The 26509-nt window shown below is 49.4% G+C and carries 26 protein-coding genes; 10 read left to right on the forward strand and 16 right to left on the reverse strand.

Going from position 1 to position 26509, the window contains the following annotated elements; all coding sequences use genetic code 11:
* Positions 1-203 precede the first annotated feature (203 nt).
* Complete coding sequence (locus tag OYT88_RS01690; RefSeq protein WP_274397621.1) at positions 204-1367, forward strand: FtsW/RodA/SpoVE family cell cycle protein; 1164 nt, start codon at positions 204-206, stop codon at positions 1365-1367.
* Between the two features lie 233 nt (positions 1368-1600).
* Here OYT88_RS01690 and OYT88_RS01695 read toward each other — a convergent pair whose 3' ends face one another.
* The 3 genes from OYT88_RS01695 to yjbM form a co-directional block, all read right to left on the reverse strand.
* Positions 1601-2524: an RluA family pseudouridine synthase gene (locus OYT88_RS01695; protein ID WP_443029702.1), complete on the reverse strand. Its 924-nt coding sequence runs from the start codon at positions 2522-2524 to the stop codon at positions 1601-1603.
* Between the two features lie 89 nt (positions 2525-2613).
* The gene (locus OYT88_RS01700; RefSeq protein ID WP_274397623.1) at positions 2614-3459 is read right to left on the reverse strand and encodes an NAD kinase; all 846 of its coding nucleotides are present in this window, start codon (positions 3457-3459) and stop codon (positions 2614-2616) included.
* A 68-nt stretch (positions 3460-3527) separates the two neighbouring features.
* Positions 3528-4151, reverse strand: coding sequence for a GTP diphosphokinase (yjbM, locus tag OYT88_RS01705; RefSeq protein WP_274397624.1), 624 nt, complete (start codon positions 4149-4151; stop codon positions 3528-3530).
* A 188-nt stretch (positions 4152-4339) separates the two neighbouring features.
* Between yjbM and OYT88_RS01710 the strand changes: the two genes are divergently transcribed.
* Both OYT88_RS01710 and OYT88_RS01715 read left to right on the forward strand, forming a co-directional pair.
* Positions 4340-4930, forward strand: coding sequence for a CYTH domain-containing protein (locus OYT88_RS01710; RefSeq protein ID WP_274397625.1), 591 nt, complete (start codon positions 4340-4342; stop codon positions 4928-4930).
* On the forward strand, positions 4930-5688 hold the full coding sequence (locus OYT88_RS01715) for a lytic transglycosylase domain-containing protein (RefSeq protein ID WP_274397626.1): 759 nt from the start codon (positions 4930-4932) through the stop codon (positions 5686-5688). Before OYT88_RS01710 ends, OYT88_RS01715 begins: the two co-directional genes overlap by 1 nt.
* A 197-nt stretch (positions 5689-5885) precedes the next feature.
* On the opposite strand, the gene OYT88_RS01720 is transcribed toward OYT88_RS01715, so the two are convergent.
* Together OYT88_RS01720 and OYT88_RS01725 are read right to left on the reverse strand one after the other, a co-directional pair.
* The gene (locus tag OYT88_RS01720; RefSeq protein WP_274397627.1) at positions 5886-7580 is read right to left on the reverse strand and encodes a M3 family oligoendopeptidase; all 1695 of its coding nucleotides are present in this window, start codon (positions 7578-7580) and stop codon (positions 5886-5888) included.
* Between the two features lie 184 nt (positions 7581-7764).
* Entirely contained in the window at positions 7765-9012 is a 1248-nt protein-coding gene (locus OYT88_RS01725) for an MFS transporter (RefSeq protein ID WP_274397628.1), read from the reverse strand.
* Positions 9013-9214: 202 nt separating this feature from the next.
* On the opposite strand from OYT88_RS01725, the gene OYT88_RS01730 reads away from it, so the two are divergent.
* Positions 9215-10099: a LysR family transcriptional regulator gene (locus OYT88_RS01730; protein ID WP_274397629.1), complete on the forward strand. Its 885-nt coding sequence runs from the start codon at positions 9215-9217 to the stop codon at positions 10097-10099.
* A 36-nt stretch (positions 10100-10135) separates the two neighbouring features.
* On the opposite strand, the gene OYT88_RS01735 is transcribed toward OYT88_RS01730, so the two are convergent.
* Entirely contained in the window at positions 10136-11149 is a 1014-nt protein-coding gene (locus OYT88_RS01735) for a YitT family protein (RefSeq protein WP_274397630.1), read from the reverse strand.
* A 420-nt stretch (positions 11150-11569) separates the two neighbouring features.
* Here OYT88_RS01735 and OYT88_RS01740 point away from each other — a divergent pair, with 420 nt between their 5' ends.
* The 3 genes from OYT88_RS01740 to OYT88_RS01750 are packed head-to-tail and all read left to right on the forward strand — an operon-like array spanning position 11570 to position 13089.
* Complete coding sequence (locus OYT88_RS01740) at positions 11570-11995, forward strand: globin domain-containing protein (protein WP_274397631.1); 426 nt, start codon at positions 11570-11572, stop codon at positions 11993-11995.
* Complete coding sequence (locus OYT88_RS01745) at positions 11979-12875, forward strand: DsbA family protein (protein ID WP_274397632.1); 897 nt, start codon at positions 11979-11981, stop codon at positions 12873-12875. Before OYT88_RS01740 ends, OYT88_RS01745 begins: the two co-directional genes overlap by 17 nt.
* A gap of 46 nt (positions 12876-12921) precedes the next feature.
* Positions 12922-13089 carry a hypothetical protein gene (locus OYT88_RS01750; protein ID WP_274397633.1) on the forward strand — a complete coding sequence of 56 codons (168 nt, stop codon included), beginning with the start codon at positions 12922-12924 and terminating at the stop codon, positions 13087-13089.
* Between the two features lie 60 nt (positions 13090-13149).
* Here OYT88_RS01750 and pepF read toward each other — a convergent pair whose 3' ends face one another.
* From pepF to mecA, 3 genes are all read right to left on the reverse strand, one after another.
* Complete coding sequence (gene pepF / locus OYT88_RS01755) at positions 13150-14964, reverse strand: oligoendopeptidase F (protein WP_274397634.1); 1815 nt, start codon at positions 14962-14964, stop codon at positions 13150-13152.
* 98 nt (positions 14965-15062) lie between these two features.
* On the reverse strand, positions 15063-16280 hold the full coding sequence (locus tag OYT88_RS01760; protein WP_274397635.1) for a competence protein CoiA: 1218 nt from the start codon (positions 16278-16280) through the stop codon (positions 15063-15065).
* Between the two features lie 241 nt (positions 16281-16521).
* Positions 16522-17241 (reverse strand): adaptor protein MecA, encoded by a 720-nt coding sequence (gene mecA / locus OYT88_RS01765; RefSeq protein ID WP_274397636.1) that lies wholly within the window; start codon positions 17239-17241, stop codon positions 16522-16524.
* Positions 17242-17580: 339 nt separating this feature from the next.
* Here mecA and OYT88_RS01770 point away from each other — a divergent pair, with 339 nt between their 5' ends.
* Positions 17581-18264, forward strand: coding sequence for a TerC family protein (locus tag OYT88_RS01770; protein ID WP_274397637.1), 684 nt, complete (start codon positions 17581-17583; stop codon positions 18262-18264).
* 234 nt (positions 18265-18498) lie between these two features.
* On the opposite strand, the gene spxA is transcribed toward OYT88_RS01770, so the two are convergent.
* Together spxA and OYT88_RS01780 are read right to left on the reverse strand one after the other, a co-directional pair.
* Positions 18499-18894, reverse strand: coding sequence for a transcriptional regulator SpxA (gene spxA, locus OYT88_RS01775; protein ID WP_274397638.1), 396 nt, complete (start codon positions 18892-18894; stop codon positions 18499-18501).
* A gap of 299 nt (positions 18895-19193) precedes the next feature.
* A complete protein-coding gene (locus OYT88_RS01780; RefSeq protein WP_274397639.1) occupies positions 19194-19319 on the reverse strand; it encodes a hypothetical protein in 126 nt (41 codons plus the stop codon).
* A 372-nt stretch (positions 19320-19691) separates the two neighbouring features.
* On the opposite strand from OYT88_RS01780, the gene OYT88_RS01785 reads away from it, so the two are divergent.
* Entirely contained in the window at positions 19692-19850 is a 159-nt protein-coding gene (locus OYT88_RS01785; protein WP_274397640.1) for a hypothetical protein, read from the forward strand.
* Between the two features lie 72 nt (positions 19851-19922).
* On the opposite strand, the gene OYT88_RS01790 is transcribed toward OYT88_RS01785, so the two are convergent.
* The 5 genes from OYT88_RS01790 to OYT88_RS01810 all read right to left on the reverse strand — a co-directional run bounded on the left by OYT88_RS01790 (position 19923) and on the right by OYT88_RS01810 (position 25755).
* Positions 19923-20909 (reverse strand): ABC transporter ATP-binding protein, encoded by a 987-nt coding sequence (locus OYT88_RS01790; protein ID WP_274397641.1) that lies wholly within the window; start codon positions 20907-20909, stop codon positions 19923-19925.
* 5 nt (positions 20910-20914) lie between these two features.
* Positions 20915-21931, reverse strand: a complete 1017-nt coding sequence (locus OYT88_RS01795; protein WP_274397642.1) for an ABC transporter ATP-binding protein — start codon at positions 21929-21931, stop codon at positions 20915-20917.
* Positions 21932-21946: 15 nt separating this feature from the next.
* Positions 21947-22954, reverse strand: a complete 1008-nt coding sequence (gene opp3C, locus OYT88_RS01800) for an oligopeptide ABC transporter permease (protein WP_274397643.1) — start codon at positions 22952-22954, stop codon at positions 21947-21949.
* Entirely contained in the window at positions 22954-23886 is a 933-nt protein-coding gene (locus OYT88_RS01805) for an ABC transporter permease (protein WP_274397644.1), read from the reverse strand. Before OYT88_RS01805 ends, opp3C begins: the two co-directional genes overlap by 1 nt.
* 183 nt (positions 23887-24069) lie before the next feature.
* Complete coding sequence (locus tag OYT88_RS01810; protein ID WP_274397645.1) at positions 24070-25755, reverse strand: peptide ABC transporter substrate-binding protein; 1686 nt, start codon at positions 25753-25755, stop codon at positions 24070-24072.
* 282 nt (positions 25756-26037) lie between these two features.
* Between OYT88_RS01810 and OYT88_RS01815 the strand changes: the two genes are divergently transcribed.
* Positions 26038-26424 carry a DUF3899 domain-containing protein gene (locus OYT88_RS01815; protein ID WP_274397646.1) on the forward strand — a complete coding sequence of 129 codons (387 nt, stop codon included), beginning with the start codon at positions 26038-26040 and terminating at the stop codon, positions 26422-26424.
* Positions 26425-26509 lie beyond the last annotated feature (85 nt).

Here is a 26509-nt window from a genome sequence, read left to right on the forward strand (position 1 = left end):
GCTTCATCCGGGTTGCTGCCAGGCCGGGCCGCCACAGCCAGCCTCACTCGGGCCGCAGCCGTCCGCCGGCCTGAGGCCCGCACATGCCATTGCACGGCGGCGCCGAATTCTTTTTCCCCGCAGAGCGCTAATCTATATTATTATATATATAGCGTCCTCTCCTCCTTATTTTTATCGCAATATACGAACAAGAGGTTAACACCATGAACAAAAATCTTCTCTCAAAAGTGGACTATACGCTTGTGTTGATCATTTTCATACTGGCCTGCATCAGCTTTATCTCGATTGCCAATGCTCCGCTCGAATCGGGCGGACGCGCGACGGAACTCGCTTATAAGCAGATCGGCTGGTATGCGTTCAGCGCCGTTGCCGCATTCCTTGTCATGCTGGCGGACTACGATCAATTCAAACAGATGCATTGGATTTTTTATGCTTTGGGGCTGATATTGCTGCTCGGTCTGACGTTTGCACAGCTCGGCGTGCCGGTTCCCCTTGCCAATACGACGAACGGCGCATGGAGCTGGTACAACATTCCCGCTGTCGGCGCCATTCAGCCATCGGAATTTATGAAACTTTTTTTAATCGTGTCTCTCGGTTCAACTATTGACAGGCATCATGAGCTGTACCCGATCAGAGGCCGGTATGAAGACCTGCTCCTGCTCGGAAAGATGGCGCTCGTTTCTTTTCCGCCGCTCCTGCTCGTTTTTATCCAGCCTGATCTGGGGACCGCGCTGGTCATGTTCAGCATTATCCTTTCCATGATTATAGTGAGCGGAATCGGCTGGAAGTGGATTGCCGGCATCGTGGCCGCGATCGGAAGCGGGCTGGCTTTTTTTGTCGTTTGCTGGATCAAGTTCCCGGCCGTTATCGATCTGATTTTAAAGGCGCACCAGAAAGACCGTTTTCTTGCCTGGACCAATCCTTACCAATATCAGAACCAGGAAGGATACCAGCTGATCCAGTCTCTGAATTCGATCGGTTCCGGCGAATTTTTCAATCACAGTTTTAACACATCCATTACTTTGCCGGAAGCTTATAATGACTTCATCTTCGCAATTATCGGCGGCAGTTTCGGATTCATCGGCAGCGTGGTCGTCATTCTGCTTTACTTCATTATGATCTACCAGATGATTCAGACGGCGATCCGGACGCATGATCCGTTCGGAAGCTATATCTGCACAGGCATTGTCGGCATGATCATGTTTCAGGTTTTCGAAAACATCGGCATGACCATCCAGCTCATGCCGGTTACGGGAATCACTCTCCCCTTTCTGAGTTACGGAGGCAGTTCGCTGCTTTCCAGCATGATCGCCGTCGGGCTTGTGCAAAGCGTGCGAATGCGGACACAGACTTATATGTTCACATGAAAAACACCGGGTGCATGATAAAAAAGCACCGGGTGTTTTTTTGATCCTGTACGGCGGAGCGGACCGAGGAATGCGGACTTTTCGATTGCCGCAGCCGAAAAGCATTTTGAGGCGGCCGCGGCGGGCTGGTCAAAAAACCCGGTTGAAAGAACATCGGACCCGGCTCGCGATCTGTTTTCCGAACAGCGGATTTATTTTTGTCCCCTCTTCCGGGCCGGCTGCAGCCGGCCCGTTTATATCTTTTCCAGATTAATCGTCCCGCCGGCGAGACGCGCCATATCCTCGGGATACAGTGCGTGCAGATGAAAGGGCCGGCCGGTTAATGGATGGACAAAAACCAGTTCAAAACTGTGGAGTGCCTGTCGGCCGATTTTATCGGCCGGTCCCCCGTACAAATCGTCTCCAAGCAGCGGATGGCCGATCGATGAAAAGTGAACGCGGATCTGATGCGTCCGCCCCGTCTGCAGACGGACGGCAACCAGTGTTCTGTCGGCATAGCGTTTCAGTACTTTGTAGTGCGTGATTGAACGCTTGCCCGACTGCCAGTCGATTGCCCGTTCAATCGCACTTCCGTCTTTACGCCCGATCGGCGCGTCAATTGTCCCTTCGGACTCTTCCAGCACCCCGTCGGCAAACGCCAGATAGCGGCGCTGAATTTCCTTCCGTTTCTGCATCCTGAAGAATCGTTCATGACTGAATCGGTGTTTCGCGACCAGCATCAGCCCCGATGTATTGCGGTCCAGTCTGTTAATAATGTGAACGGTCGACGGCAGATTTTCTTTTTGAAAATGGGCAAGTAGTCCATTGGCCAGTGTCTTCGATGGATATTGGTGTGACGGGATCACAGGTATTCCCGCCGGCTTATCGATCACCAGCAGGCAGTCGTCTTCGTACACGATCTTCAGAGGCATGCTGCTGGCAACCAGAAAATGGCTCGGCGTTTCGGGAGGAAACAGGATCGTCAGCACCTCCCCTTCCTTCAACACATGGCGAACGGTCCGGTCTTCGCCGTCAATCAGCAGATGGCCGCCCTTGTATTTAATGGCGGAAAGTGTCCGGTGCGATATTTTCATTTCTTTTCTTAAAAAGTCCAGCATCGGCACACCGTGATACGATGCATCGATTCTCTTTTCAATGCGATAGCTAGGTTCTTCCATACGATTCTGGGACCGTCGGGCGGTCCGATCCTGATTCACTCGCCTTTCCTTTGTTTTTGCCGGTCATGATCGCGGACGCTTCCCCGGGTTCATCCGATGAATGAATCTCTGACACGGCGCCAGAACGGGAACGGACGGAATCTGGCAAAACGGATTTTTTCTCTTGCGACGACAAATTCAATCTGCCTGACATGATGATGCAGCGTCGATAAATGGTCAATCGTCACATTAAAACGCTCGTCCGTAACCGGCCTGACCTGACAATGATGATGTTTCGGCAGAATAACCGGAGAGCCAAGCGTCCGGTATACACGGTTATTGATCGAAGCAATTTCCGCAAGCTGTATCGATGCAAGCGACGGATGGATAATCGCCCCTGCAAGGCCTTTATTATAAGCAGTCGACCCGGTCGGCGTCGAAAAACAGAGTCCGTCTCCCCTAAAAGTCTCAAATTTCTCCTCCCGGATCAGCACTTCGGCAGCGAGCAGCCCTTCGGCACTCCTGACTGTGCATTCATTCAAGGCAAGATAGCTCGCTTCCTTATTGCCGTCCGTGTAGCTGACCGCGACCTGAAGCAGCGGATATTCCACAATTTTAAAACTGTTTCTGGCAATCGAAATGACCAGCTTTTCGACCTCCGCCGCCGTCCAGTCGGCATAGAAGCCCAGATGGCCGGTATGTACGCCGACGAAGGAGGTGTCGTTCAGCCGGTGGACATACCGGTGAAAAGCCTGCAGCATCGTCCCGTCGCCGCCCACCGAAATCACGATGTCCGGCTCTTTCTCGTCATATCTTAATTGAAAATCGGTCAGATAGTCGCAGATCCGTTTCCTGAGTTCATTTGAAAACGAGTCGTCTCTTGTCTCCACGGCAAATGATTTAAGCCGGCCCGCGGGGATGCCGACCGCCAGTGTTGTCTCTTCTTTTTCGTCCATTCCTCTCCGAACTCCTTCCGCACGCAGCGTGAATGCCTCATGCCGGGCTTTTGCTCTTTTCTTTATTTCTATTCTTCATCTGTCTTTTTCTGTGAAAAATGCTGCTGAGCGGTCAAAATCTCCTCACGGATCTGCGACATTTCTTCGTCGAGCCGAAAGGCCGCCTCCGCGGCCCTCAGCAGGCGGGTCTTTACATCGGCCGGAATATTGCCCTGATATTTATAGTTCAATGAGTGCTCGATTGTCGCCCAAAAATTCATGGCCAGTGTCCGGACCTGAATCTCCGCAAGAATTTTTTTCTCGCCGGTGATGGTCTGAAGCGGATATTGAACAACGACGTGATAAGAGCGGTAACCGCTCTCCTTTTTTTCTTTGATGTAGTCTTTTTCCTCAACGACATGCATATCCGTTCGGCTGCGAATCATCTCGACCACTTTCATGATATCGTCGACAAACTGGCAGGTTACGCGAAGGCCGGCCAGATCCTGCATCCGAGTGCTCAGCTGGCTCAGCGGAATGCCTCTGCGTCCGGCTTTTTCAAGAATACTTGCTACCGGTTTCACCCGTCCGGTAACGCTTTCAATCGGTGAATCCCGCAGCGCGATCCTGTAAAAATCACGATACCCGCCCAGTTTGACCTTAAGTTCATCAACCGCCTGTCTGTACGGTGCAAGAAAAACGTCCCATTCCATTCCTGATCACTCCAGCTGTAAATTACGCAACAATCATCTTATGTTAAAAGGCAGGCATGCATCCTCCCCGGTCGAAAATTAACTTTAAGAACGGTTGTTTCTTCATCACCATTATGTCATAATTTAAGAGAACTTACGAGTTTATCAAATTGAACGTACGGAACGCAGCCGTCAAGGAGTAATCACGCATGGCTCAGGAATTGGAAATAGAATTTAAAAACATGCTGACTCCGGAAGAGTTCTCATCTCTTTGCCGGAAGTTCAGTTTGGACGCTTCTTCTTTTTTCAAACAGGTCAATGACTATTTCGATACGCCGACCTTTGCACTTCGCGAGAAAAAATCGGCGCTGCGCATCCGGCATATCGACGGCCGGCACGATCTGACCCTGAAACAGCCTCATGAGAGCGCTATTCTGGAGACACATCAGTGGCTCTCTGACGAAGAAAGCCTTAATCTGATTCATTTCGGCGTCATACCGGCCGGAAATGTCGAACAGGCGATCACCGATATGGATATTAATGTGGATCATCTGATCCATATCGGCGAACTGACGACGTTGCGCACACAGTTTCCTTACAAAAACGGCCAATTATTTATCGATCACAGTTATTATTTTGAGCACAATGATTATGAATTGGAATTTGAGGCAGAAGATCGCCGGACAGGCTGTCTTCTTTTCGAGGAACTGCTGTCGCAATGCTCGATTCCGCGCAGGCCGTCAAAGAACAAAATGATGCGTCTTTATCAGGCACTTCGGGAAAAGGGAGCTGATCTTTGATGGCGATCGATCCAGGCACTTTATCACAGCTTTTGTCCCTGGAGATATCCGGAAATGCCGCTGCACCGGATACTTTTTCGTCTCAGACAGGAAACAATGATTTCTCGGCTATTCTGAATGAACTGATGTTTCTTATGGAAATGCCTGTGACGGGGCAGAGCGGTACGACGGAAGCAACGGCCTCCTCCGGCAGCAGTGCCGCCGGTACGGCAGACGAGCTGTGGCGGCAGCTCGCTGCTTCCGTTCCTCTTTCCGGCCGCACGGCAGCCGCTGCTGCGGCAAGCCGGACACAGCAGAACGGCACGGTGAATGCAGCGACGCTTGCTGCCGCCGGAACGGAAAACACGGCGAAGGCGGGGTCGCCTTCCTACAGCGGAATCATCGACGCGATGAGCAAAAAATATTCGGTGGACGCACGGCTGATTTCATCCGTAATCGCGGCGGAGTCCGGCGGCAATCCGAATGCAACGAGCGCCGCCGGGGCACAGGGCCTGATGCAGTTAATGCCGGGAACCGCCCGATCTCTCGGTGTTTCCAACGCCTATGATCCTGTTCAGAATGTTGAAGGCGGCACAAAATATTTAAGAAAACTGCTGAATCAGTTCGGCGGGAACACGAGCCTGGCCGTCGCCGCATACAACGCCGGCGCCGGCAATGTATCGAAGTACGGCGGGATTCCCCCTTTCGCCGAAACACAGGCCTATGTCAAACGCGTGCTGAACGGATTTAACTCGGAAAGCCGGCAGGCGTCCGTATGATCCGGCAGACAGGAAAAAGCTGCGCCGGGCTGCACAGACGAAGCTTCCTTTGCAGGTGCGGAACGCATCAATTCTGTCCGGCCGTTTTAATTTTATACTGATCGCACACAAATACAGCCGGTACGGGAAGCTGCAGACACGCTCCCGATACCGGTCGTTTTACTGTATGCCATTGAAAAACCGGTTGACTGAGGACCTTAAAAGGCACGGTCGTCAATCCGCTCCAGCCATGAGGCGGCGGCATCGATCACGGATTCCACACAGCCCTTTTCAAAAGGAGAGACCAGCCCCGCCTCCTTCACGAGCTCTAAAAACGGGCGGCTTCCCCCCAGCTTGCAAAGATGAAGATAATCCTTCCAGGCTCCCTTGTAATCTTTCTGCAGTTTCATCCAGAACTCCAGGGCGCACACCTGCGCCAATGTATAATCAATATAATAGAACGGAGATTCATAAATATGTCCCTGCTTCTGCCAGAAGCCGCCGCGCTCAAGAAAATCAAAACCGTCGTAGTCCCGTTGCGGCAAATATTTTTCCTCTATCTTCTTCCATGCCTGTTTCCTTGCGGCCGGCGTCAGTTCAGGATGTTCATAGACGACATGCTGGAATTCATCGACAGCGACGCCGTAAGGCAGAAATAAGAGTGTACCGCTCAAATGAGAAAATTTACGTTTCTCGGTATCCTCCTGAAAAAACAGATTCATCCACGGCCACGTGAAAAACTCCATACTCATCGAATGGATCTCGGCTCCTTCATAAGTCGGCCAGCAATATTCAGGGCTGGCGAAATGTGTCGAGTAAACCTGAAACGCATGGCCCGCCTCATGAGTCAGAACATCGACATCGCCGGATGTTCCATTGAAGTTAGAAAAAATAAACGGAGACTCATAATCGAAAAGATAGGTACAGTAACCGCCTCCTGCCTTTCCTTTTTTTGCCAGAAGGTCCATCAGATGGCGGTCGATCATGAAATGAAAAAATTCGCCTGTTTCCGGAGACAGTTCTTCATACATCTTCTTTCCGTTCCTAATGATCCATTGCGAATCACCTTTCGGAACGGCATTTCCGGATCTGAAGTTAAACGCTTCATCATAATATTTCAGCGTGCCGACTCCGATTCTCTTCTGCTGGCGTTCATACAGCCGGTTTGCAACCGGAACGACATTTTTACGGATCTGCTCCCGATACGCCGCGACCATCTTTTTATCATATCCGATCCGCGCCATCCGGTAATAGCTGAGATCGGCATAGTTTTCAAATCCGAGTTTGCGGGCAATTTCCGTGCGGATCTTCACTAAATGATCGTAAATGTCATCAAATTCCGCCTCATGTTCGGCAAAATAACCAAAACGGGCCTCTGCTGCAGCCTTCCGCCTCGCCCGATCCGGAACCTCCGTAAACGGGCCGAGCTGAGCGAGCGTGCGCTCTTCACCTTCAAAAGAAATTTTTGCGGCGGCAATCAGTTCCGTGTATTTGGAAGCCCATTTATTCTCCTGCTGCATCAGGGGAATGACTGCCGGAGAGAAGGATTTGAGCTGGGCCTCTGCCAGGGCAAACAGTTGATGCCCCCATTTTTTTTCGAGATCGCCCCTGAACGGGGAATCCAGAAGCAGCCGGTAGTATTGCGTTGTCTTCCCTTCGAAAATCGGCAGAGTCTCATCCATAAAGTCATTTTCCGCCTTATAGAAGGGATCGTCCGTATTGACGGTATGCTTGATTTCGACAAGGTTATACATCGTATCCAGATGCTTGCGCAGTGCGTTGATCTTTTCTGCCGCGCTTTCGGCTTCGGCCGCCGAACCGGCGGTGCCGAACGCAGCGAAAGCCGCCTCGAATGCCTTTTCGCAGGATCCGACATCCGGCCGTTCATATTTGTACTCTTCAAATGTCGTCAACAAAAACACCCTCTTTGTCCATAATCACGTACAGACGGTTTGCATACATCCCATGAGAATGATCCCGGCAGCCGTTATCCTTCGTTCTTCAGACACGTATCCGTCACCTTATCTTATATTATACAAATATTGCACAAAAAATCAGCAGCGAACGTCCGGCCGGACCATTCAAAGTTCCGGGTTTTTAAATATGCTGGCCGACGATTCTATGCTGATGATGGCTGTGGCGGCGGGGGTGATGATTTTTGTCTGTTATCAACCTGCCGACGGCAAAGGAAAGCAGAACGCCGGCCGAACAGATCAATGCAACCATGGAAACAACGCCCGCCCAGCCGAAACGCGCGAGAAAAATTCCCCCGACGGAACCCTCAACACTGGATCCCACATAGTAGAACAACAGATAAAGAGACGCGGACTGTGCCTTTTCGCGGCGGTTTGCGAGAATGCCGACCCAGCTGCTGGCGACGGAATGGCCGCCGAAAAAGCCGAAAGTAAAGACAGCGAGGCCGATGATTTTCACAATCAGCGGCGCACTCATCGTGATCAGAAGGCCGGCCACCATCAGCGACAGACAGAAGGCAACCACTCCCGCCCGGCTCACACGATCGGACAGTCTGCCCATCCAGGCGGAACTGAATGTGCCGACCAGAAAGATGAGGAAGATAAAACCGACAAAAGTCTGGCTCAGATTGTATGGCGGCTGCATCAACGGGATACCTATATAATTATAAGCCGTGACAAAACCGCCCATCAGAATAAAACCGAGGCAATAAATCAGGACAAGTGCAGGCGACTCAATATTCTCAATAAAGCCTGCCGTCGTTCGCTTCAATGAAATTTTATTGGCATCAAAATGCCTTGATCTTGGCAGGAATAGAATAAACAGGGCACACATGACCATATTCAGCAAGCCGAGAAATCCGATAGCCGCGTTCCACGAATAGGCATCGCTGACAGTGCCGACGATCAGGCGTCCGGCCAGTCCGCCGAGGCTGTTGCCGCTGACGTAAATCCCGATGACATAGCCGAGACAGCGCTTATCGAACTCTTCATTGATGTAAGCCATAGCAATGGACGGATATCCGGCCAGCATCGCTCCCTGGATGAAGCGGACGGCGACCAAAAGCGGAAGATAGTGAATAAAACCGACGGCAAAACAAAGGACGGCCGATGAACCGAGCGCGAGCGTCATGATTTTTTTCCGATCGAACATGCCTGAAGTAAAGGATACAAAAAACAGGAAAATAGCGAGAGCGCCGGTAGCCGCCGAAAGCGTCAGGCTCGCTGCCGCAGGAGAAACGTGAAACTGCGCGGCAATGACGGCGATCACCGGCTGTGTGCTGTATAAATCCGCATACATGATGAAGCTTCCCAGAAAAAGGGCAATCAATGTTTTTCTAAAATCCCTGTTCTCTGGTGAAAGATAATCCATGAAATGTCCATCCCTTCCCTTTTGTCGGTATTTCTCATACTATGACAGATTATTAATAATGTCTAATTGATATTGTGCATGCCATCCATGCACAGCGGTCATATTGTGGTATCTTATATAGGGGGGACAGGCCGGTTCATTGCTCAAAAAAAGTTCCCCTGCAAAATCACGTCTGCCCTCATCCATCCAAGGAGTGATTGATATGGAGTGGCAACAAATCGAATATTTCCAGGTAGTCGCCCGGCTTCAGCATATGACCCAGGCGGCTGAAGCTCTGTCCATTTCGCAGCCCGCGCTCAGCAGGTCTATTGCCCGCCTGGAAGAAGAACTCGGCGTCAGCCTTTTCGAAAGGCAGGGGCGGAATATAATCCTCAATCAGTACGGCAAACTTTTTCTGAAGCATGTGAATCGCATTCTGAAGGAGATTGAGGAGACGAAGAGGGAGATCCAGGCGCTCCTTGATCCGGAATACGGCGAAGTTTCGCTCGGCTTTCTCCATACATTAGGGGTGAATATGGTTCCTGATATTTTAAGGACGTTCCAGTGCAACCATCCGCATACAAAGATTAAACTTTATCAAAACAATAACATTTCCCTGCTCAGGCAATTGCAGGTGGGTGAAATCGATCTCTGCCTGGTGCATCATGCCTTCGATTTTCCGCACATTCAATGGGAAAAACTTTGGACTGAAGAGCTGTTCATCATGGTTCCGGCATCGCATCCTCTGGCAAAAAGGAAGTCCATTACCCTGGACGAGATACAGTCCGAACCGCTCATCTCATATAAGCCGGGATTCGAGCTGCGCAAAATAGCCGACAAGCTCTGCAGAAAGGCCAATTTTACCCCGAACATCACATTTGAAGGCGAAGAAGTGACGACGCTTGCCGGCCTCGTTGCCGCCGGCCTCGGCGTCGCACTGCTGCCCGATCAGGAGGAAATCGACAGCAGCAAGGTCGCCAAGCTGCACGTGAGCTGGCCCAGCTGCGAGCGCCAGATCGGGCTGTCCTGGTATGAGGACCGCTACCTTTCTCCGGCCGCCACGCGATTCAAGGATTTTGTCTTCTCCCACTACAAAGTTGCCGAATGAAAAAAGGACGGTGCCCAATCGGGAGCACCGCCTTTTTTATTCACCCTGAAACGGAAAACGGCCGGACAGGCCGCCGTTCTTTGCCTTCGCATGGAACAGCTGCTCAAAGTGATGGTAATCCTCGTCTCCAAGCGCGTGTTTGGCCTTTTCGGAGGTCTCTCCGTGTTTCATCGCCTGAACCGCACGCTGCTGTTCCTCCGTGTGAAAAACGCCGATGATCTTATTCGTTTCCAGAATATCTGTAAAAGAATTCGGATCGACTCTTTTGATCAGCTGTTCCATCTGGTAAAGCTCATAATGGCTGATCACAATCATCACCGAATAGTGCTTTTTCTTCGTAAAGCCCCCATAAGACGGAATGACCGTCGCTCCGCGATCAAACTGATCCTGGATGGCACTGACCAGCTTATCCGCCTGTTCAGTCACCGTAATGACAGTCAGCTTCTGGTATTTGGTATGAATCATGTCAATGACATAGCTGTTGACAAACCTCGATATCAGCGTATAGAGGGCGTACTGCCATTCATACACCGCTCCGGCAACGACAATAATGATCCCGTTAAGAATCAGGAAATATTTGCCCGACGATGCATTGCGGTTCTTTCTTGTCAGATAAATGGCAATGATATCGAGCCCTCCCGTTGAAATCCCGTATTTGAGCGCTATACCGACGCCGACTGCCGAGATGATGCCGCCGAAAATCGCATTCAGCAAGAGATCATGCGACAGCGGATAAACCGGAATAGCGGATAAAAATAAGGAAGTAAACAGCACGGTGACAAAACTGAAAAAGGTGAAGCTTTTTCCGACTCTAAACCATCCAAGCAGAGCAATAGGCAGATTCAATAAGAGAACAAGAGCTCCGATCGACAGGCTCAGATGAAAATAATCACGCAGCACGTCCGTCATCAGCTGAGCAGCACCATTAATTCCCGACGCATAGACTTTAGCCGGAATTAGAAAGAAATTCATGCTCAGCGCACATAGAAAAGCCGAGCAAACGGCAATCAACAACTTCTTCATCAGTTCTCTTAAAACCGTCCGGTGCATAGCTTCCGTCTTCCCTTGTCGTAATGTCAGAATCAATACTTAATATAACCGGCTTCAGGTCCCGTAAACAGCCGATTTTCCTCCATGGGCCTCAAATTATAGCACTTTCCGAATCGGATGCAACCATCTGAGAAAATGTCTTATTTTTTTCATTCATAAGACGAAACAGACTTTTCTACCTTTTGAAGATGTTTCTGAAAAGTCCTGAAGAAGCAGCCGAAAGTATGGATTAGTTGCCCGATGCCGCTTAGTCTTGTTACAATATAGAAAGTTTCAGGGGCTTTCCGCTTTGAAACGAATCCGGTCTGCGGCAATGGCGCATGGACCGTCATAGTAAATAGGATCGACATCTTTCTTCAACACGTTTCCGGATAGATTACAGATAAAATATTAACAAAAGAAAGGTTGAATTTTATCATCATGAATAGGAGTGGGCTGCCATTGTTTGAAGCGATCGGCGGAGAAAAAACCGTGAGCAGTCTCGTTGAAACCTTTTATCGCCATGTAAAGCTTCATCCGGTCATTTCTTCTCTTTTCCCCGACGACATGAGCGAGACGATTCGGAAACAAAAACAGTTTCTAACGCAGCTGCTGGGGGGGCCTCAGCTGTACTCAGCGGAACACGGCCATCCGATGCTGCGCAGGCGCCACCTGCGTTTCAAGATCGGTGCGGAGGAGGCCGATGCCTGGCTTGCCTGCATGAGCAAGGCAATGAATGATATCGGTCTGGAAGCCGGATATCGGGAAATCATCTTCGACAGATTGTCGAAAACGGCACATCATATGATTAATCAGCCTGCATTTCATTATACCGGAGGGGTGATTTCCCATGATCTTTTACGATGATCGATCGACATGTGAAGGAACACCGGGCCACATCATCTGTTCGAGGTATAAGCGTCCCAGAAATTTCCACCGTGTGGAGATTTTAGCCTTTATCGATCCCCTCTGTGCGGAATGCTGGGGTCTCGAGCCGTTAATGAAAAAATTTTTCCTGGAATATCACGATTACTTCACCTTTCGATTTATACTGACGACGAAACATGATACGGAAAATTGCTGCCAGTTTAACCAGGCCAGAAAAATAGCCGAAGAATGGGATAAGTATGCCCATCTGACGGGTATGTGCTGCGACAGCGATGTCTGGTTTGAAAATCCTCCTTCCCCGTATGCTGTCGCCCTTTCCATTAAGGCTGCCGAATTCCAGGGGAAGGCCGCCGGCAATCGTTTTCTCAGACGGATCAGGGAGCAGATTTTTTTTCGAAAAAAGGGAATGAATCAACTTCGCGAACTGCTTGAAGTCGCACGTCTTGCTAAACTGGATATTGACGAATTCAACAGCGACTTTCATTCCTGCCGATCGATTAAATCACTCCAGTGCGACCGCAGGCTGGCGAACGAGATGGCGATCACAGAACTGCCGTCGCTTGTCTTCTCTACGGCGGACGGCGATTCAGAAGCCGTAAAGGTCAACGGACGCTATGCTTACGATGTTTACGTTCAGATACTGACGGAACTGCTCGGCGACACGCCTGTCGCCAGCCCTCCCCCGTCTTTGAAAGAATATTTCAGGCAGCAGAGTTTTCTCGCCACCAAAGAGGTCTCGGTTGTCTATGATCTGTCGGAAGAAGATGCTCTGAAGGAACTGCGCAAGCTGCAGCTGCAGCAGCTGATTGAACCGATCGTGCTAAGAAGCGGCACTTATTGGAAGTATATTGCGGATTAAGCGCTCATAGGCTTGTAACACATCATTTTTTAAAGGATGGATGGATATGAAGCCGCTGACCGCACTGCTTCTGGCTGTCATGGCCGCTCTTTGTTTTCTCTACTACCTGCTGGGCCTGATGCATCTTCATTCGCTGCTGTTGTCCGGAGGATTTTTATTTCTGATCATTTTTCTGCTGATCAGGGTTCTTACCGTTCACCCGAAAAAAAAATGACGGCTCAAAAAAAGCGGAGCCGGATCGGCCGCTTTTCTCGAGCCTTTTTTATTGCTTTTTTTATTCAAACATCAGCTGTTCCGTTTCATCCAGCACCTGTTCGAACACTTCCATCGCCTGCTGAACCGGTTTCGGTTCGGCCATATCGACGCCTGCCTTCTTCAGGACGTCAATCGGATCGGCCGAACTGCCCGACTTCAGATAGTTTTTGTAGCGATCCACCGCGGGTGCCCCTTCTTCAAGGATCTGCTTTGAAAGAGCGGAGGCCGCGCTGTATCCGGTCGCGTATTGATAAACGTAGTAGTTATAATAAAAATGGGGAATTCTGGCCCATTCAAGACCGATCTGTTTATCGACGACAATCCCGTCGCCGAAGTACTTTTTGTTCAGATCATAATAAAGGCCGGTCAGCAGATCGGCCGTGAGCGCCGCACCGGCACGCGCCTTCTCATGGATGATCTGTTCGAATTCCGCGAACATCGTCTGCCGGAAGACTGTTGCCTTGAAGCCCTCAAGCCGATTATTCAGCAGATATAATTTTTCCTTCCTGTCATCGGTATTTTCAAGCAGATAATGGTTAAGCAGGGCTTCGTTGCATGTCGAAGCCACTTCCGCGACAAAGATCGAATAATCCGAATAAGGATAGGGCTGGCAGGTGCGCGAATAGTAGCTGTGCATCGAGTGCCCGAGTTCATGGGCCAGCGTAAACACACTGTTGACGTTGTCCTGCCAGTTCAGCAGGATATACGGCATCGTGCCGAATGCCCCGCCTGAATAGCCGCCGCTTCTCTTGTTCTGCGTTTCCCTGACATCAATCCAGCGCTTCCTGAAACCTTCGCGGATCACATCCAGATAATCTTCGCCGAGAGGGGCAAGTCCCTTCAAAACAAGATCCTTCGCTTCTTCATAGGTTACTTTGATTTTTGCATTGGCAACAAGCGGCGCGTAAAGATCGTACATATGCAGTTCATCAATTTTCAAGGCTTTCTTGCGGAGAGCTACATAACGATACATTAAAGGAAGATGCTCATGAACGGTTTTGATCAGATTGTCATAAACCGATTCGGGGATCGCATTGCCAAAAAGAGCCGCCTCGCGCGCCGATTTATAGTGCCTCGCCGCCGCGTAAAAATTATCGCGTTTAATCTGGCCGCCGAGTGTCGAAGCCAGTGTATTTTTAAATGAGCCGTAAGTGGCATAAATGCCTTCAAACGTTTCCCTGCGGACCCGCCTGTCTTCGCTTTCCATCAGCTTTCCGTAGCGTCCGTGCGTGATCTCCACGTCATGGCCGTTTTCATCCTTGATCTTCGGAAATCTGAGATCGGCATTATTCAGCATTCCGAACGTAACGGAAGAAGCATCCGTCACGTCACTTGCGGCAGCCAGAAGTGCTTCTTTTTCCGCATCAAGCACGTGCGGCCTTGTTCTCGTAATTTCATCGATGGCATGCCGGTAAAGCTGAAGCTCTTTGTTCTCGTTCAGAAAACCGTTCAGCTTTTCCGGAGCGATGGCCAGTATTTCGGGCACTATGAAAGCCAGCCTGCCGGCAATCGCCGCAGCCAGACTTCCCGCCCGGTCATGGAGCGCCTGATAAGTTGCATCGGCCGTGTCTTCGTCCGACTTCATATGGGCGTATACATAGACTCTGTTCAAAATTTCGGTCAGTTGATCCTCCTTCTGCAGCATCGCATGCAGCGTCTCTGAAGATTCGTGCAGTTTCCCTTTATACGCCTCTACCTCAGGCACAAGATCTTTGACTTTCCGAAAAGCTGCTTCCCATGATTGGATATCGGGAAAAATTGCTTCAAGATCCCATGTTTCTTCTTTTGGAACATCCTCCCTTTTCGGAAGGGCCGCTGTCTGTTCACCGGCCATGACGCCACCTCCATATAGTTGTTCTTCACTGAGGAATAAATAACCAATTTCATCGTACTTCTTTTTACCCGTTTGCGCAAAAAGCAGCCGCTCGGTCTTTATTGATCCGGTTCATGCTCCAGCAAATCGAGCACAAGCCGGTCCTGTTTCAGAAGCTGATCGACGGCCGATTCTCCCGTTCTGCGGGCAGAACGCAGGCGATAGGTGTCTCCCCTTCTGTCCGCTGCTCCCAGTTTAACCAGCTGTCCAAGATAAGTTCTGATCACCTCTGCCCCTGAACGTCTCGGGCAGAGCGGAAGGGGCCTTCTGACAAAAACAGTCTCATTCTCCCCTATTTTCCCGGTTTGCATCAGCATGTCCGCTGTGAACCATCCATCGGCCGGACCATGGGTCATGATGATGTAAATCCACATCTGCCACAGACAGGGCGAAAGGGAAAAATGGATATAGTCGCGATGCGGGAGTCCGACAAAAGAGGGAAAAGATGAATAGTTGATTCTCAATCGATAGGCCTGCATGCGCAGCCAGTATTCCTCGCGCGCGAGATGAGACGGGGGGTTCAGGCGGCGGCGCCTTTTGCAGTCGTTCCAATCCTGTTTGAAAGTTTCAGATGAAAAAGGAAAGGAGGGCATCATTAACTGATAAGGCCTGGCTGCCGAAAGGACTTGATTTATTTCCCGGGCAATATAGACGGTTTTCGAGACGGGATGAAGCTGGGCTGCAAAACAGATTCTTTTTTCTGCGGGATAATAGTAGCAAACATAATATGGAGAGAAGAAGGGATGGCAGGAGGGCGATCGTTTTGAAAATTGGATTGTCTGAGACTCAAAACCCGACAGTCTGGCAAGAAATCGGCTTTTCTTCTGGCGCGCGCCTCCCAATATCCAGATTGGGCGGATACCGAGGCTTGTGTATCCGTCTGTTCGCTCGCGGAATTTCTCTTCTGAAAGGGTACTGCACTGATATTCCAGAGCAATCGGCCGAATGCCCGGCAAATAAATATCGGGCCTCTGGCGAATCTCCGGGAGGTAACGCTCCAGTTCGGGCATGCGGCCGTTTACTTTCGTCCATTGGAATAAATCTTCTTTTCCGCTTAGATGAATCGGCGATTCGGGTTCTGTTTCCACGATGCAGGGATCTTTCGGATGGTGGGAAAAGTGCCACTTTTTCTTATTTCCAAGCCGCAGCCGAACCGGCGAGCGGCAGACCGGACAATAGAACCGTTCCCTGCTTCTCAGCCGGTTCAGCTGATCCCGGGTAAATTTTGTGGAAACAAGAGATATCCGGCGTCCGTCATCCAAAGTTGCAATGAGCATTCCATCACGACCTTCGCCTTTAATAGTCAACGATAACCAAATTCGACAAATAAATTTTTTCTCCTGCCTGTCAGATCGCTTTATCACAATGACGGAGATCGCGCATCGGCGCCTTCAGGCAGAGAAAAGGCTGTTCCCTTGTCGAAGAAAAGCGACTTAAGGAACAGCCTCTAAAAATACAAACAGGCCGGCCGCCGACAACCCTCTTTATCATCCATTACGAATACCATCCCGGCAGAACTCATGGAATCAAAGGAAAATGGGATTGGATTGTCTCAAGTGCCCGTGCAGCGATCAGTTCTTTGCCGTACTCCTGAAGCATGGAACGAGTCACGTTTGTTTCAGCGCCGAACTCCAGCATGGTACTCAGGTCGTCAGCCCGGCGGTCGTCCGCAAATTCTTCGGGAAACTGCAAACTGAGATAATACTTTTCATTGTAAACGAACAGGGCCGTATCGACGGATGGATCGTTTTCAAAAGCATGACTGAGTGAAATCAGGTCTTCTATATCTTCAAACTCAAGAACAAAAGAACGGTTGGCTCCCCGTTTTTTGTGAACAGTTGTATGATTATATCTTGGCTTTACGTATGCTTCCCCTTTCTCCTGTCTGCCCTCCTCAGGCAGACGGTCTTCAGGATCTGTCCCGCCGCTTTCATTCGCCGGTCCGTCCGGCTGCTTTTCCGCAGATACAGGGAACTGAAGATTGGAGCCGTCTTTTGAAATCTGTGCCCGTGTGACAATGATTTCCATGCCCTTTTCAAGTGCCTGAACCTGTATCCAGAGCGGCCCTTCGAGTGAAAAGGATTCCTGACTGTGAGCTTCATCCATCATCTGCCAGAAGAGTTCCTCGCTCCTGTCACGATTGTACCAGATTTCCTCCCGGTCAAATCCGCGGTCTTCAATGTCGATGTAGCTGATATAAAACTTAAGAGTATTCTCATTGATCCGTTCTATTTTCATCGCTATCTCTCCCTTCTTCATCCATGGCATGGGGAGTGACCGTCTATAAAGTAAGACAACTTGTTCTCGTACTTTTATTGTATGACAAATCATTAGCGAATGAAATAAAAAAAACACAGTCTTTCCAATATTCCACACTTGCCCGCATTTCGGATCGATCTCTATCATCCTACTGACTGCTGCGCTTAATTATGCCTATTGTTTCGGGCAGTCAGCAGGATTTTTGTAACAGACTTTTTTGGGGGAAACGACCCGATCGATCCTGCAAATGAAGCAGCGGAATGATTCGGGACAAGTCCGCATAAGCTGAAACGGAACAGACGAAAGGGGTTTTCATGTATGTCCTTTGACTTCGGCATCCTGATCTCCATCCTGAAGATTATTATCATTGACATTATCCTTGGCGGTGATAATGCAGTTGTCATTGCGCTTGCCTGCCGGAAACTTCATGAGAAAAAGAGAAACAAAGCCATTTTTATCGGGACCGGTTTAGCTGTTATACTCCGGATCGGATTAACGGCCATGGTTGTTTCTCTTCTGAATATTCCCTATCTCTTGCTGGCCGGCGGTATTTTTCTGATCTTTATTGCCTTTCGCCTGCTCGTAAACAAGGAAGAAAAACATGATGTCAAGGCAGGAACCTCGCTTTTTTTTGCCGTGCGCACCATCGTCTTTGCGGATGTCGTCATGGGACTGGACAACATGCTGGCAGTCGCCGGAGCGTCCAAGGGACATATCGGTTTTATCGCCGTCGGTCTGCTCTTCTCTGTCCCGATTATTGTCTGGGGCAGTCAGCTGATCCTCATTGCTATGGAGCATCTTCCGTTTCTTATTTATGCAGGAGGAGGCGTTCTCGTCTACACAGCATCGGAAATGATCCTGGACGAACCGATGCTTCAGTCCTTTTTTATGAATTATCAAAAGCTGGCATTTTATTTTCCGCCTCTGTTGATCATTTCCGTGATCGCTTTGGGCTGGCTCGCCAACCTGCTTTCTTCCAGCCGCATGGCTGGAAAATCCTGATTGGCTAGTTTTATAGATTGCCGGACGGCATCTCCCGGCAAACAACATCCTGCGATGAAGATGAAGACGATATTCTTTGCAGCGGCGACAAATTTTGTCAGACAGCATGCTCTTCGGAAAAGGCAATATTCTTCGGCACCGACCTCAGCCGATTCCAGACAGGAAAGAACAGCAGGGCATTCTCCTTTCATGAGAATGCCCTGCTGTTTTTCAATGATTCGCATAGAACGGATCTCAGTTTACCAGCCGCTGAGCCTCCTGCAATTGAAAAGTGCGGACTTTTCTAGGCAGAAAACGACGGATTTCGTCATCATTATAACCCACCTGAAGACGTTTATCGTCCAACATAATCGGTCGGCGAAGCAAGCCGGGATTCTCTCTGATCAATTTAAACAGATCCTGAATCGACATCGTTTCCAATTGTATATTCAATTCCTGAAATGCTTTTGAACGCGTTGAGATAATTTCGTCCGTACCGTCTTCGGTCATACGAAGAATATCTTTTATTTCTTCAATGGACAGTGGTTCTGAGAAGATATTTCGTTCTTTGAAAGGTATGTCATGAGCTTTAAGCCAAGCTTTAGCCTTTCTGCATGACGTACAGCTTGGAGATGTATATAATGTGACCATTTTTCACCCTCCTTTGGATAATAACAACTTCTCATTATCTGTTGCTTTTTTTATTATATAATAATACTTCTAATTTTCATACCCCTTTTTCTGTAAAATAATTTTTCATTTTTCTTCATTTTATGACCCATTCCGTCCTCTCTTCTCCTCTTACCTTTCTTTTTCGACAATTAGGGCCCCGATCTGGGCGTTATCTGTTAATAAGAAATTTATATAGCAAAAAGGAACTTCCCGATCCGAAAGAAGCTCCTCTAACCCATTCTCTCTGACATAATGAGCGAAACCCTTCATATTTTACATTACGCAGGCAATTTAAGATTTGCTGTCGGCGCATCCTTCGATTTCGGCTGCAATTGGCCGAGCGTTTCCTTGAGCCATCTGCGGATGGAATGTTTGCGCCTGCGCCTGACTTCCTTAGGTTTCACAGGTTTTCGCCTCCTTTAACCGTGTTAAATGCTATCGGCCGCCCCACTACACCCTGTTTGTTTTTTTCTTTCTCTCCCTATTGTCAACCCCGCTGGCCTCACTTGTCAAGAGCCTCTTAAAGGTCTTCTCTCAAAGACGGTCATCTTTTCTCAATAAGCGTCGAATGCTGTCGATTGGCTTTTCTCCACTTGAGACTGTTTTTCGAAGTCCCTATTTTGGACATACTTTCTTTTTTCCCTCTCTCTTCCTGCAGCATGTCCGATGAGAGGATCTTTCTTATATAATGTACGTAACCGGGCAAGAAAGTATGCAGCTTCTGCAGGCCCTGTTTGCAAAAAATGAATTATTTAGCGGAGAGGATGATTTTATAAATGATGCGCAGACTAACGATGTTGGCCGCGGGCATCCTTGCCGGAGCCATTATTCTGCACTATTTTTTCCATCTGTTCAGCAGTCTGCTGATCAATATCCTTCTGATTCTGACCATTTTGCTCTACCTGGCCCACCTGACCCGCAAGTACCGGAAATAAAAAAGGACAGGCGGCCGTTGGGCTGATATGCCTGCCGGCCGCTTGTCCTTTTTTAACATTTGCATGCACTGTTTACTTGTTCAATCCCTCATCATGAAGGTGGCAGGCTACCCAATGCCCCTCTTTAACTTCATGCCATTTCGGCCTGACCTGGGCGCAGATATCCATTGCGAAAGGGCAGCGTGTCCGAAAGCGGCAGCCGCTCGGAGGATCAATCGGACTCGGAACGTCCCCCTGAAGAATGATCCGTTCGCGCGTACGCTCGATTTTCGGATCGGCCACGGGAATTGCCGAAAGCAGAGCCTGTGTATACGGATGAAGCGGATGATCATAGAGCTCATCGCTAGAAGCGAGCTCCGCCATATTGCCCAGGTACATAACGCCTACACGGTTGCTGATATGCTTGACCATCGAAAGATCATGGGCAATAAACAAGAAAGTCAGACCGCGTTTTTCCTGCAATTCCTGAAGCAGGTTGACGACCTGCGCCTGAATTGAAACGTCAAGCGCCGAGATCGGCTCGTCGGCGATGATAAAATCCGGATCAACGGCGAGTGCCCGGGCAATACCGATTCTTTGCCTCTGCCCGCCGCTGAATTCGTGCGGATAACGATTGGCATGCTCACGGTTCAGCCCGACCGTCTCCAGCAGATGATAGACGTGATCCATCCGTTCCTCGTTCGACGTCACGAGATGATGTATATCCAGTCCCTCTGCGATGATGTCTTTAACCATCATTCTTGGGTTCAGGGACGCATATGGATCCTGGAAAATCATTTGCATGTGTCTGCTCAGATTTTTCCTCGCTTTAGCGGAAAGTTTTCCTCCGATTTCTTCACCGTCAAAAAGAACTTTTCCTTCTGTCGGCTCATAAAGGCGGATGATCGTTCGGCCCGTGGTTGATTTCCCGCAGCCTGATTCCCCCACAAGGCCGAATGTCTCACCTTTATAGACATCGAATGTGATATTATCGACTGCCTTCAGGGTCTCTTTTCTCGATACCTTAAAATATTTTTTCAGATTTTTAACCTGAAGCAGTTTTTCTCTCGTTTCAGCCATGTGTTTTATTCCCCCCCTACTCCTATCGTTGCCGGCGGATCGACTTTCGGCGCCCGTTCGTCAAGCAGCCAGCAGGCCGTTTTCTGTGTCGCCGAAAGCTTGGTGTAATCCGGCATATGATCCACGCATACCTTCATTGCATGAGGGCATCTCGGGGCAAACGGACATCCTTTCGGCGGATCGCTTAGATCGGGAGGCGTTCCCGGAATGGCCAGCAGTTTGTCCGTCTTGGCATGCAGCTTCGGCATGGAAGACAGCAGCCCCCATGTATACGGATGTTTCGGATTATAGAAGATTTCTTCAAGCGTACCGGTTTCAACGATCTTTCCGCCGTACATAACGGCGACGCGCTGTGCGAGATTGGCAACAACCCCCAGATCATGAGTAATCAGAATAATCGCGGTGCCTGTCTTTTTCTGAATGTCGCGCATCAGGTCGAGAATCTGGGCCTGGATCGTCACATCCAGCGCTGTGGTCGGCTCGTCGGCGATCAGAATTTTCGGGTTGCAGGCCAGGGCAATGGCGATGACGACACGCTGCCGCATGCCGCCGGAAAACTGATGCGGATACTCATCCAAACGTTTGTCCGGATTCGGAATGCCGACCAGTTTCAGAAGTTCCGCCGCTTTGGTTCTTGCCTCGCTCTTGGCGAGATGCTGATGCTTGATCAGGCCTTCCATAATCTGCTTTCCGATCTTCATAGTCGGATTCAGGGCAGTCATCGGATCCTGAAAAATCATCGAGATATCTTTCCCTCTGACTTTCTGCATCTGTTTCTGTGTATATTTTACGAGATCATGCCCGTCGAAAAAAATTTCTCCGGACGTAATCTTCCCCGGCGGACTGGGGATCAATCCCATGACTGCTTTAGATGTGACCGATTTCCCCGAACCCGATTCACCGACTATGGCCAGGGTCTCTCCCACATTAAGTCCAAAGCTGACACCGCGGACAGCTTGTACAACGGCGCCGAAAATATCAAATTGAACGTTCAGATTTTTAACTTCAAGCAAGTTTGCCATTTTATCACCCCCTGATTAACGCCGTAATTTAGGATCAAATGCATCCCGTAAACCGTCTCCGAGAATATTGAAGCAGATCAGCAGCAGGCTGATCACCAGTCCGGGATACAACGTTTGATACGGATGAAGCTGCAGTTCCGTATAGCCGCTGCTCAGCAGGGAACCGAGCGAAGCCTGAGGATCGCGGATTCCGAGCCCGATGAAGCTGAGAAAAGCCTCAAAGAAAATAGCATTCGGAATCGAGAACATCGTATTAACGATAATCATGCCCAGTGAATTAGGAATCAGATGGCGGAAAATGATCCGTCCGTGTCCGGCACCGAGCGTTCGCGAAGCAAGCACAAACTCCTGATTTTTGAATTTAAGCATCTCGCCGCGGACAATACGCGACATGGCAACCCAGTTGGTCGCCAGAATGGCAATGGCAATGGTCAGCAATCCGGGCTGAAGAATGAGAATAAGTAAAATAACCCAGACGAGATAAGGAATGCCGGAAATAATTTCCACAATACGCTGCATAATGTTATCGGTCATGCCGCCGAAATATCCGGAAATACCGCCATAAACCACTCCGATAAACATATCGGCCAGCGCGGCGATCAGTGCAATAATCAGAGATATTCGTGTGCCGGCCCACGTCCTTGTCCATTGATCTCTACCGAGCGTATCCGTCCCGAACCAGAAGTCCTGCTTGACTCCTCTTTCCTGGTAAACATCGACACCGTTCTCTTTGCCGCTGAAAAACGGAAGCCAGGACAAAGCGCTGACTTTCGGAGGAAGATTGGAACGGATCAGACTTTGGTTGTCAATACTGTACTTGCTCGCCTGCGGAGCAACGATTGCCAGAGCGATCAAAATAATCAATATGGCAGCGGATACCATGGCGCCCTTATTCTGAAACAGGCGGCGAAAGGCATCCTTCCAGGCACTGACTACTTCGCCGGACAGTTTCTCGCTCGCTTCATGGCTGATATCGGCCGGTGTAAACGAATCTCTCGATAGTTCTTCATCTGACATCGCCATCAGGATTTTCCTCCTTCAGACATACGAATTCTCGGATCAATAATTCCATAAAGGATATCAACAATAAGCATCGTGATGATAAAGAGAGCGGCATACAGTTCCGTCGTCCCCATGATCATCGGATAATCATTGGTAACGATTGAATCCACAAACTGAGCGCCGATGCCGGGTATGCCGAAGATTTCTTCGATCACGAGAGAGCCGGTAATGATCATCGCCGTCAGCGGACCAAGAATGGTAATAACGGGTATGAGCGCGTTGCGTACGGCATGCTTGAAGACGACGGCAGAAGTGGACAGCCCCTTCGCCTCCGCTGTTACGATATAATCCTGATTCAAAACGTCGACCATTTCCGAGCGCATGAATCGTGCCACAAGAGCGAGCACATAAACCGCAAGCGAGATCACCGGCAGGACATGCGAAGCAGGTCCGCTCCACCCGGCAACCGGGAACCAGCCGATCCGAACACCGAACAGGTATTGCAGGATGCCTGCAAAAATAAACGAAGGAATGGAGATGCCGAAAATCGAAACCGCCATCGTTCCCCAGTCAAGCGCCTTGCCGCGGTGCAGGCCTGCGACAATGCCCAGCAGGATTCCTAAGATAGCGCCCACCACGATCGCTTCCATCCCAAGATCGAGCGAGACGGGGAATTTGGCAATCATCAGCTGCGATACGGGCTGCATGCCGAATTGAAAAGAGCCGCCCAGATCGCCGTGAATCAGATTCCACATATATTTAAGATATTGAATGGGGACCGATTGATCCAGTCCGTAAAAGTGTTTCAATTGATTAAGCTGAACGGGGGAAAGCCGATTGGCATTTTTGAACGGCGTTCCGGGCAGCAGCTTCATCGCCAGAAAAGTCAGTGTAATGACCACATACAATGTGACAAACATGTATCCGATCCGTTTCAGGACATATCGTCCCATTGATTCCTACCTCCTATTTTTATGCTATCTATGTTTTCTTCCTGAATGATCAGCACAACAATTATCATAAATCATATAATTTTCTACATAAACAGATTAATTGAAAAGAGAGCATATGCCGGAACCGACATATACTCTCCTTCCACAATTCTACTGGCATTTTCAGAGCTGCTCATGCTCTTTTTAATGCTGCAGTATATATGCTTGTGAAAAATCATATTGCGGGCCGTATGAAGGCAGTTCCAATCCCTTTACATACGACTTCTGTGCCCAGGCAGTACCTTCCTGATAAATCGGAACGATCGGATAGTCTGCCATCATGACTTTTTCTGCCTGAAGCATATCGTTCCAGCGTTTCTGAGGCTGGCCCGTTTCAGCCTTAGCTGAAGTGATCAGATTATCAAATGTTTTATTCGACCAGCCGGTTGTGTTCTGCGGGTTGCCGGTTGAGAACATATCAAGATAGGTCATCGGATCCTGGTAATCCGGGAACCAGCCGCTGAATGCAAGATCGAATTTAAACGACTGATTCAGCGACAGATAATTCGACCATGGCTGCTGGTTGATCGTCACTTTAATGCCCGGCAGATTCTTAGAGATCTGATTTGCCAGGTATTGATCCCATTGTTTATATTGAGCAGTATCCGGGCTCAGAAAAGTCAGGTTCAGAGTCTTGATGCCCAGTTCCTGTTTTGCTTTGTTCCAATACGATTTCGCGGCGGAAGCATTGCCTGCCGAGTAGCCGTTGACCGGATTGTCGCCGCGGAAATCCTTGCCGTCGGGGCCGACCGTGAAGCCCTTCGGAACAACGAAGTTCGAGCCGATTGATCCGTTGTTAAAGAGCACCTTGACAAAACTGTTGCGGTCAATGGCTGCGTTGAGCGCTTTACGCAGATTCAGATTTGCCAGATTTTTGTTTGTCTTCTGATTGATATACAGGAAGAATGTGCCTGAAGTCAGATTGCTTTTAACTTCGCTCGGATTGCTTGTTTTCAGCGAAGTGACATAATCGCCGGTTAAAGTGAAGGCTGCGTCTATTTTGTTCGTTTTGTAAAGGTTTACTTCGGTAGCGATGTCTTTCTGAACCTGGACATTAACGGTGTCAAGTTTGATTGACTTTGCGTTCCAGTAATCCGTATTTTTCTTATAGGTCCAGCCGACGCCCTTATTCCAGGATGTCAGTTTAAAAGGTCCGTCGTAGAGAAGATTTTGAGGCCCGGCCGCGTAATTCTTGCCCTGTGCTTTGACAAAGTCCTCACGCTGAGGCAGGAACTGCGGCTGGGACAGAAGGCTGTAGAAGAACGAAGGAAGCGGTTGTTCCAGCGTCACTTGAAGTGTTTTGCTGTTCAGCGCCTTGACGCCCAGCTGCTGATATTTGCCGTACAGCGCCTTGTTTGTCGGATCTTCAATGGCTGCCGCATTTTTAATGCCCGCCGACGCGAACAGATAATTATACTGCGGTTTCGCGGCCGGATCGTTCTGATGCTGCCAGCCGTAAACAAAATCCTGTGCCGTTACCGGCTTGCCGTCGGACCACTTGGCGTCGCGGAGCGTAAATGTAATTGTCTTTTTGTCCGCGCTGACTTTCGGTGCGCCCGCAGCGAGATCCCATTCATATTTATTGTTATGCATTCTCGTCAGCCCGGACATCGTTTCTTCGATGGCGTTGGTCGACGTGGTATCCGTTGCCTGAGTCGGATCAAGCGTCGGGATATCCTGGGAAATTGCCAGATTCAGCACTTGACTCTTGGCCAGCTTGCTGCTGCTAGTACCGCTGCTGCCGCTGCCTGAACTTCCGCACGCCGAGAGCACGAGGCTCAGCGCCAGGATGAACGACAGCGCCAGCGACCATCTTACCTTACTCCTCATAAAGCAATGACCTCCCCAATTTTTATTATCTTTTTTCGTTTTCGGAAAATTCTTCGATCTTTTCCGAAGACAGAATCAACCTACAAGGGCTATTATACAAGTTATTCTCACAATTTGCATTCTTTTTTTTTATGTAAAAGATACTTTGCAGTCGATACTTAATCAATTTTCTTGTTATAAAGCTTTTTTTATTTAAAATATTTTCCGGGCAATGTGATGGTTGCTCACATCGCCGTTGCCGTATTGGCAGAGCTCCGCTATGATAAGCAGGGGGGGATTCTCTTGAAATTTTTACTACATAAACCGCTGATCTCTTATTTTTCTGTCCTTTCGGCGGAGCTTCTGCTTGCGTTGTTTGCCCAATATTTCTCGCCGCATGCCTTTTCTCTCATTTCTCTCCTAAATAGTTTGTCAATTGTGTGTCTGCTGTTTTTGAGCGCCGGACTGATTATTTTTATTATTCAGGGAGGATTTTTTGACGGTATCATATACAGCTTCAAACGGTTTTCGAGGACCGTCCGCAAAAACCGGCTCGGCGACGCGGACGCCGAGGCGCCGCTTGCCGAATACAGAAAACGGAGCGGCCGACGGTCGCCGTTCACATGGCCGCTGATCTGGGTCAGCCTGTCGCTGTTCTGTCTGTCGCTGGCTGTGTCCGTTTTGATTTAAGCGCAATCCGGCCCCCCGCTCCCGAAATGCCCGCTCCCGTTTGCTTTTGCTCCGTGGATTGGGTATAATGAAGGGCACTGAAACG

The sequence above is a fragment of the Sporolactobacillus sp. CQH2019 genome (genome assembly GCF_028765345.1).
Classification (GTDB): domain Bacteria; phylum Bacillota; class Bacilli; order Bacillales; family Sporolactobacillaceae; genus Sporolactobacillus.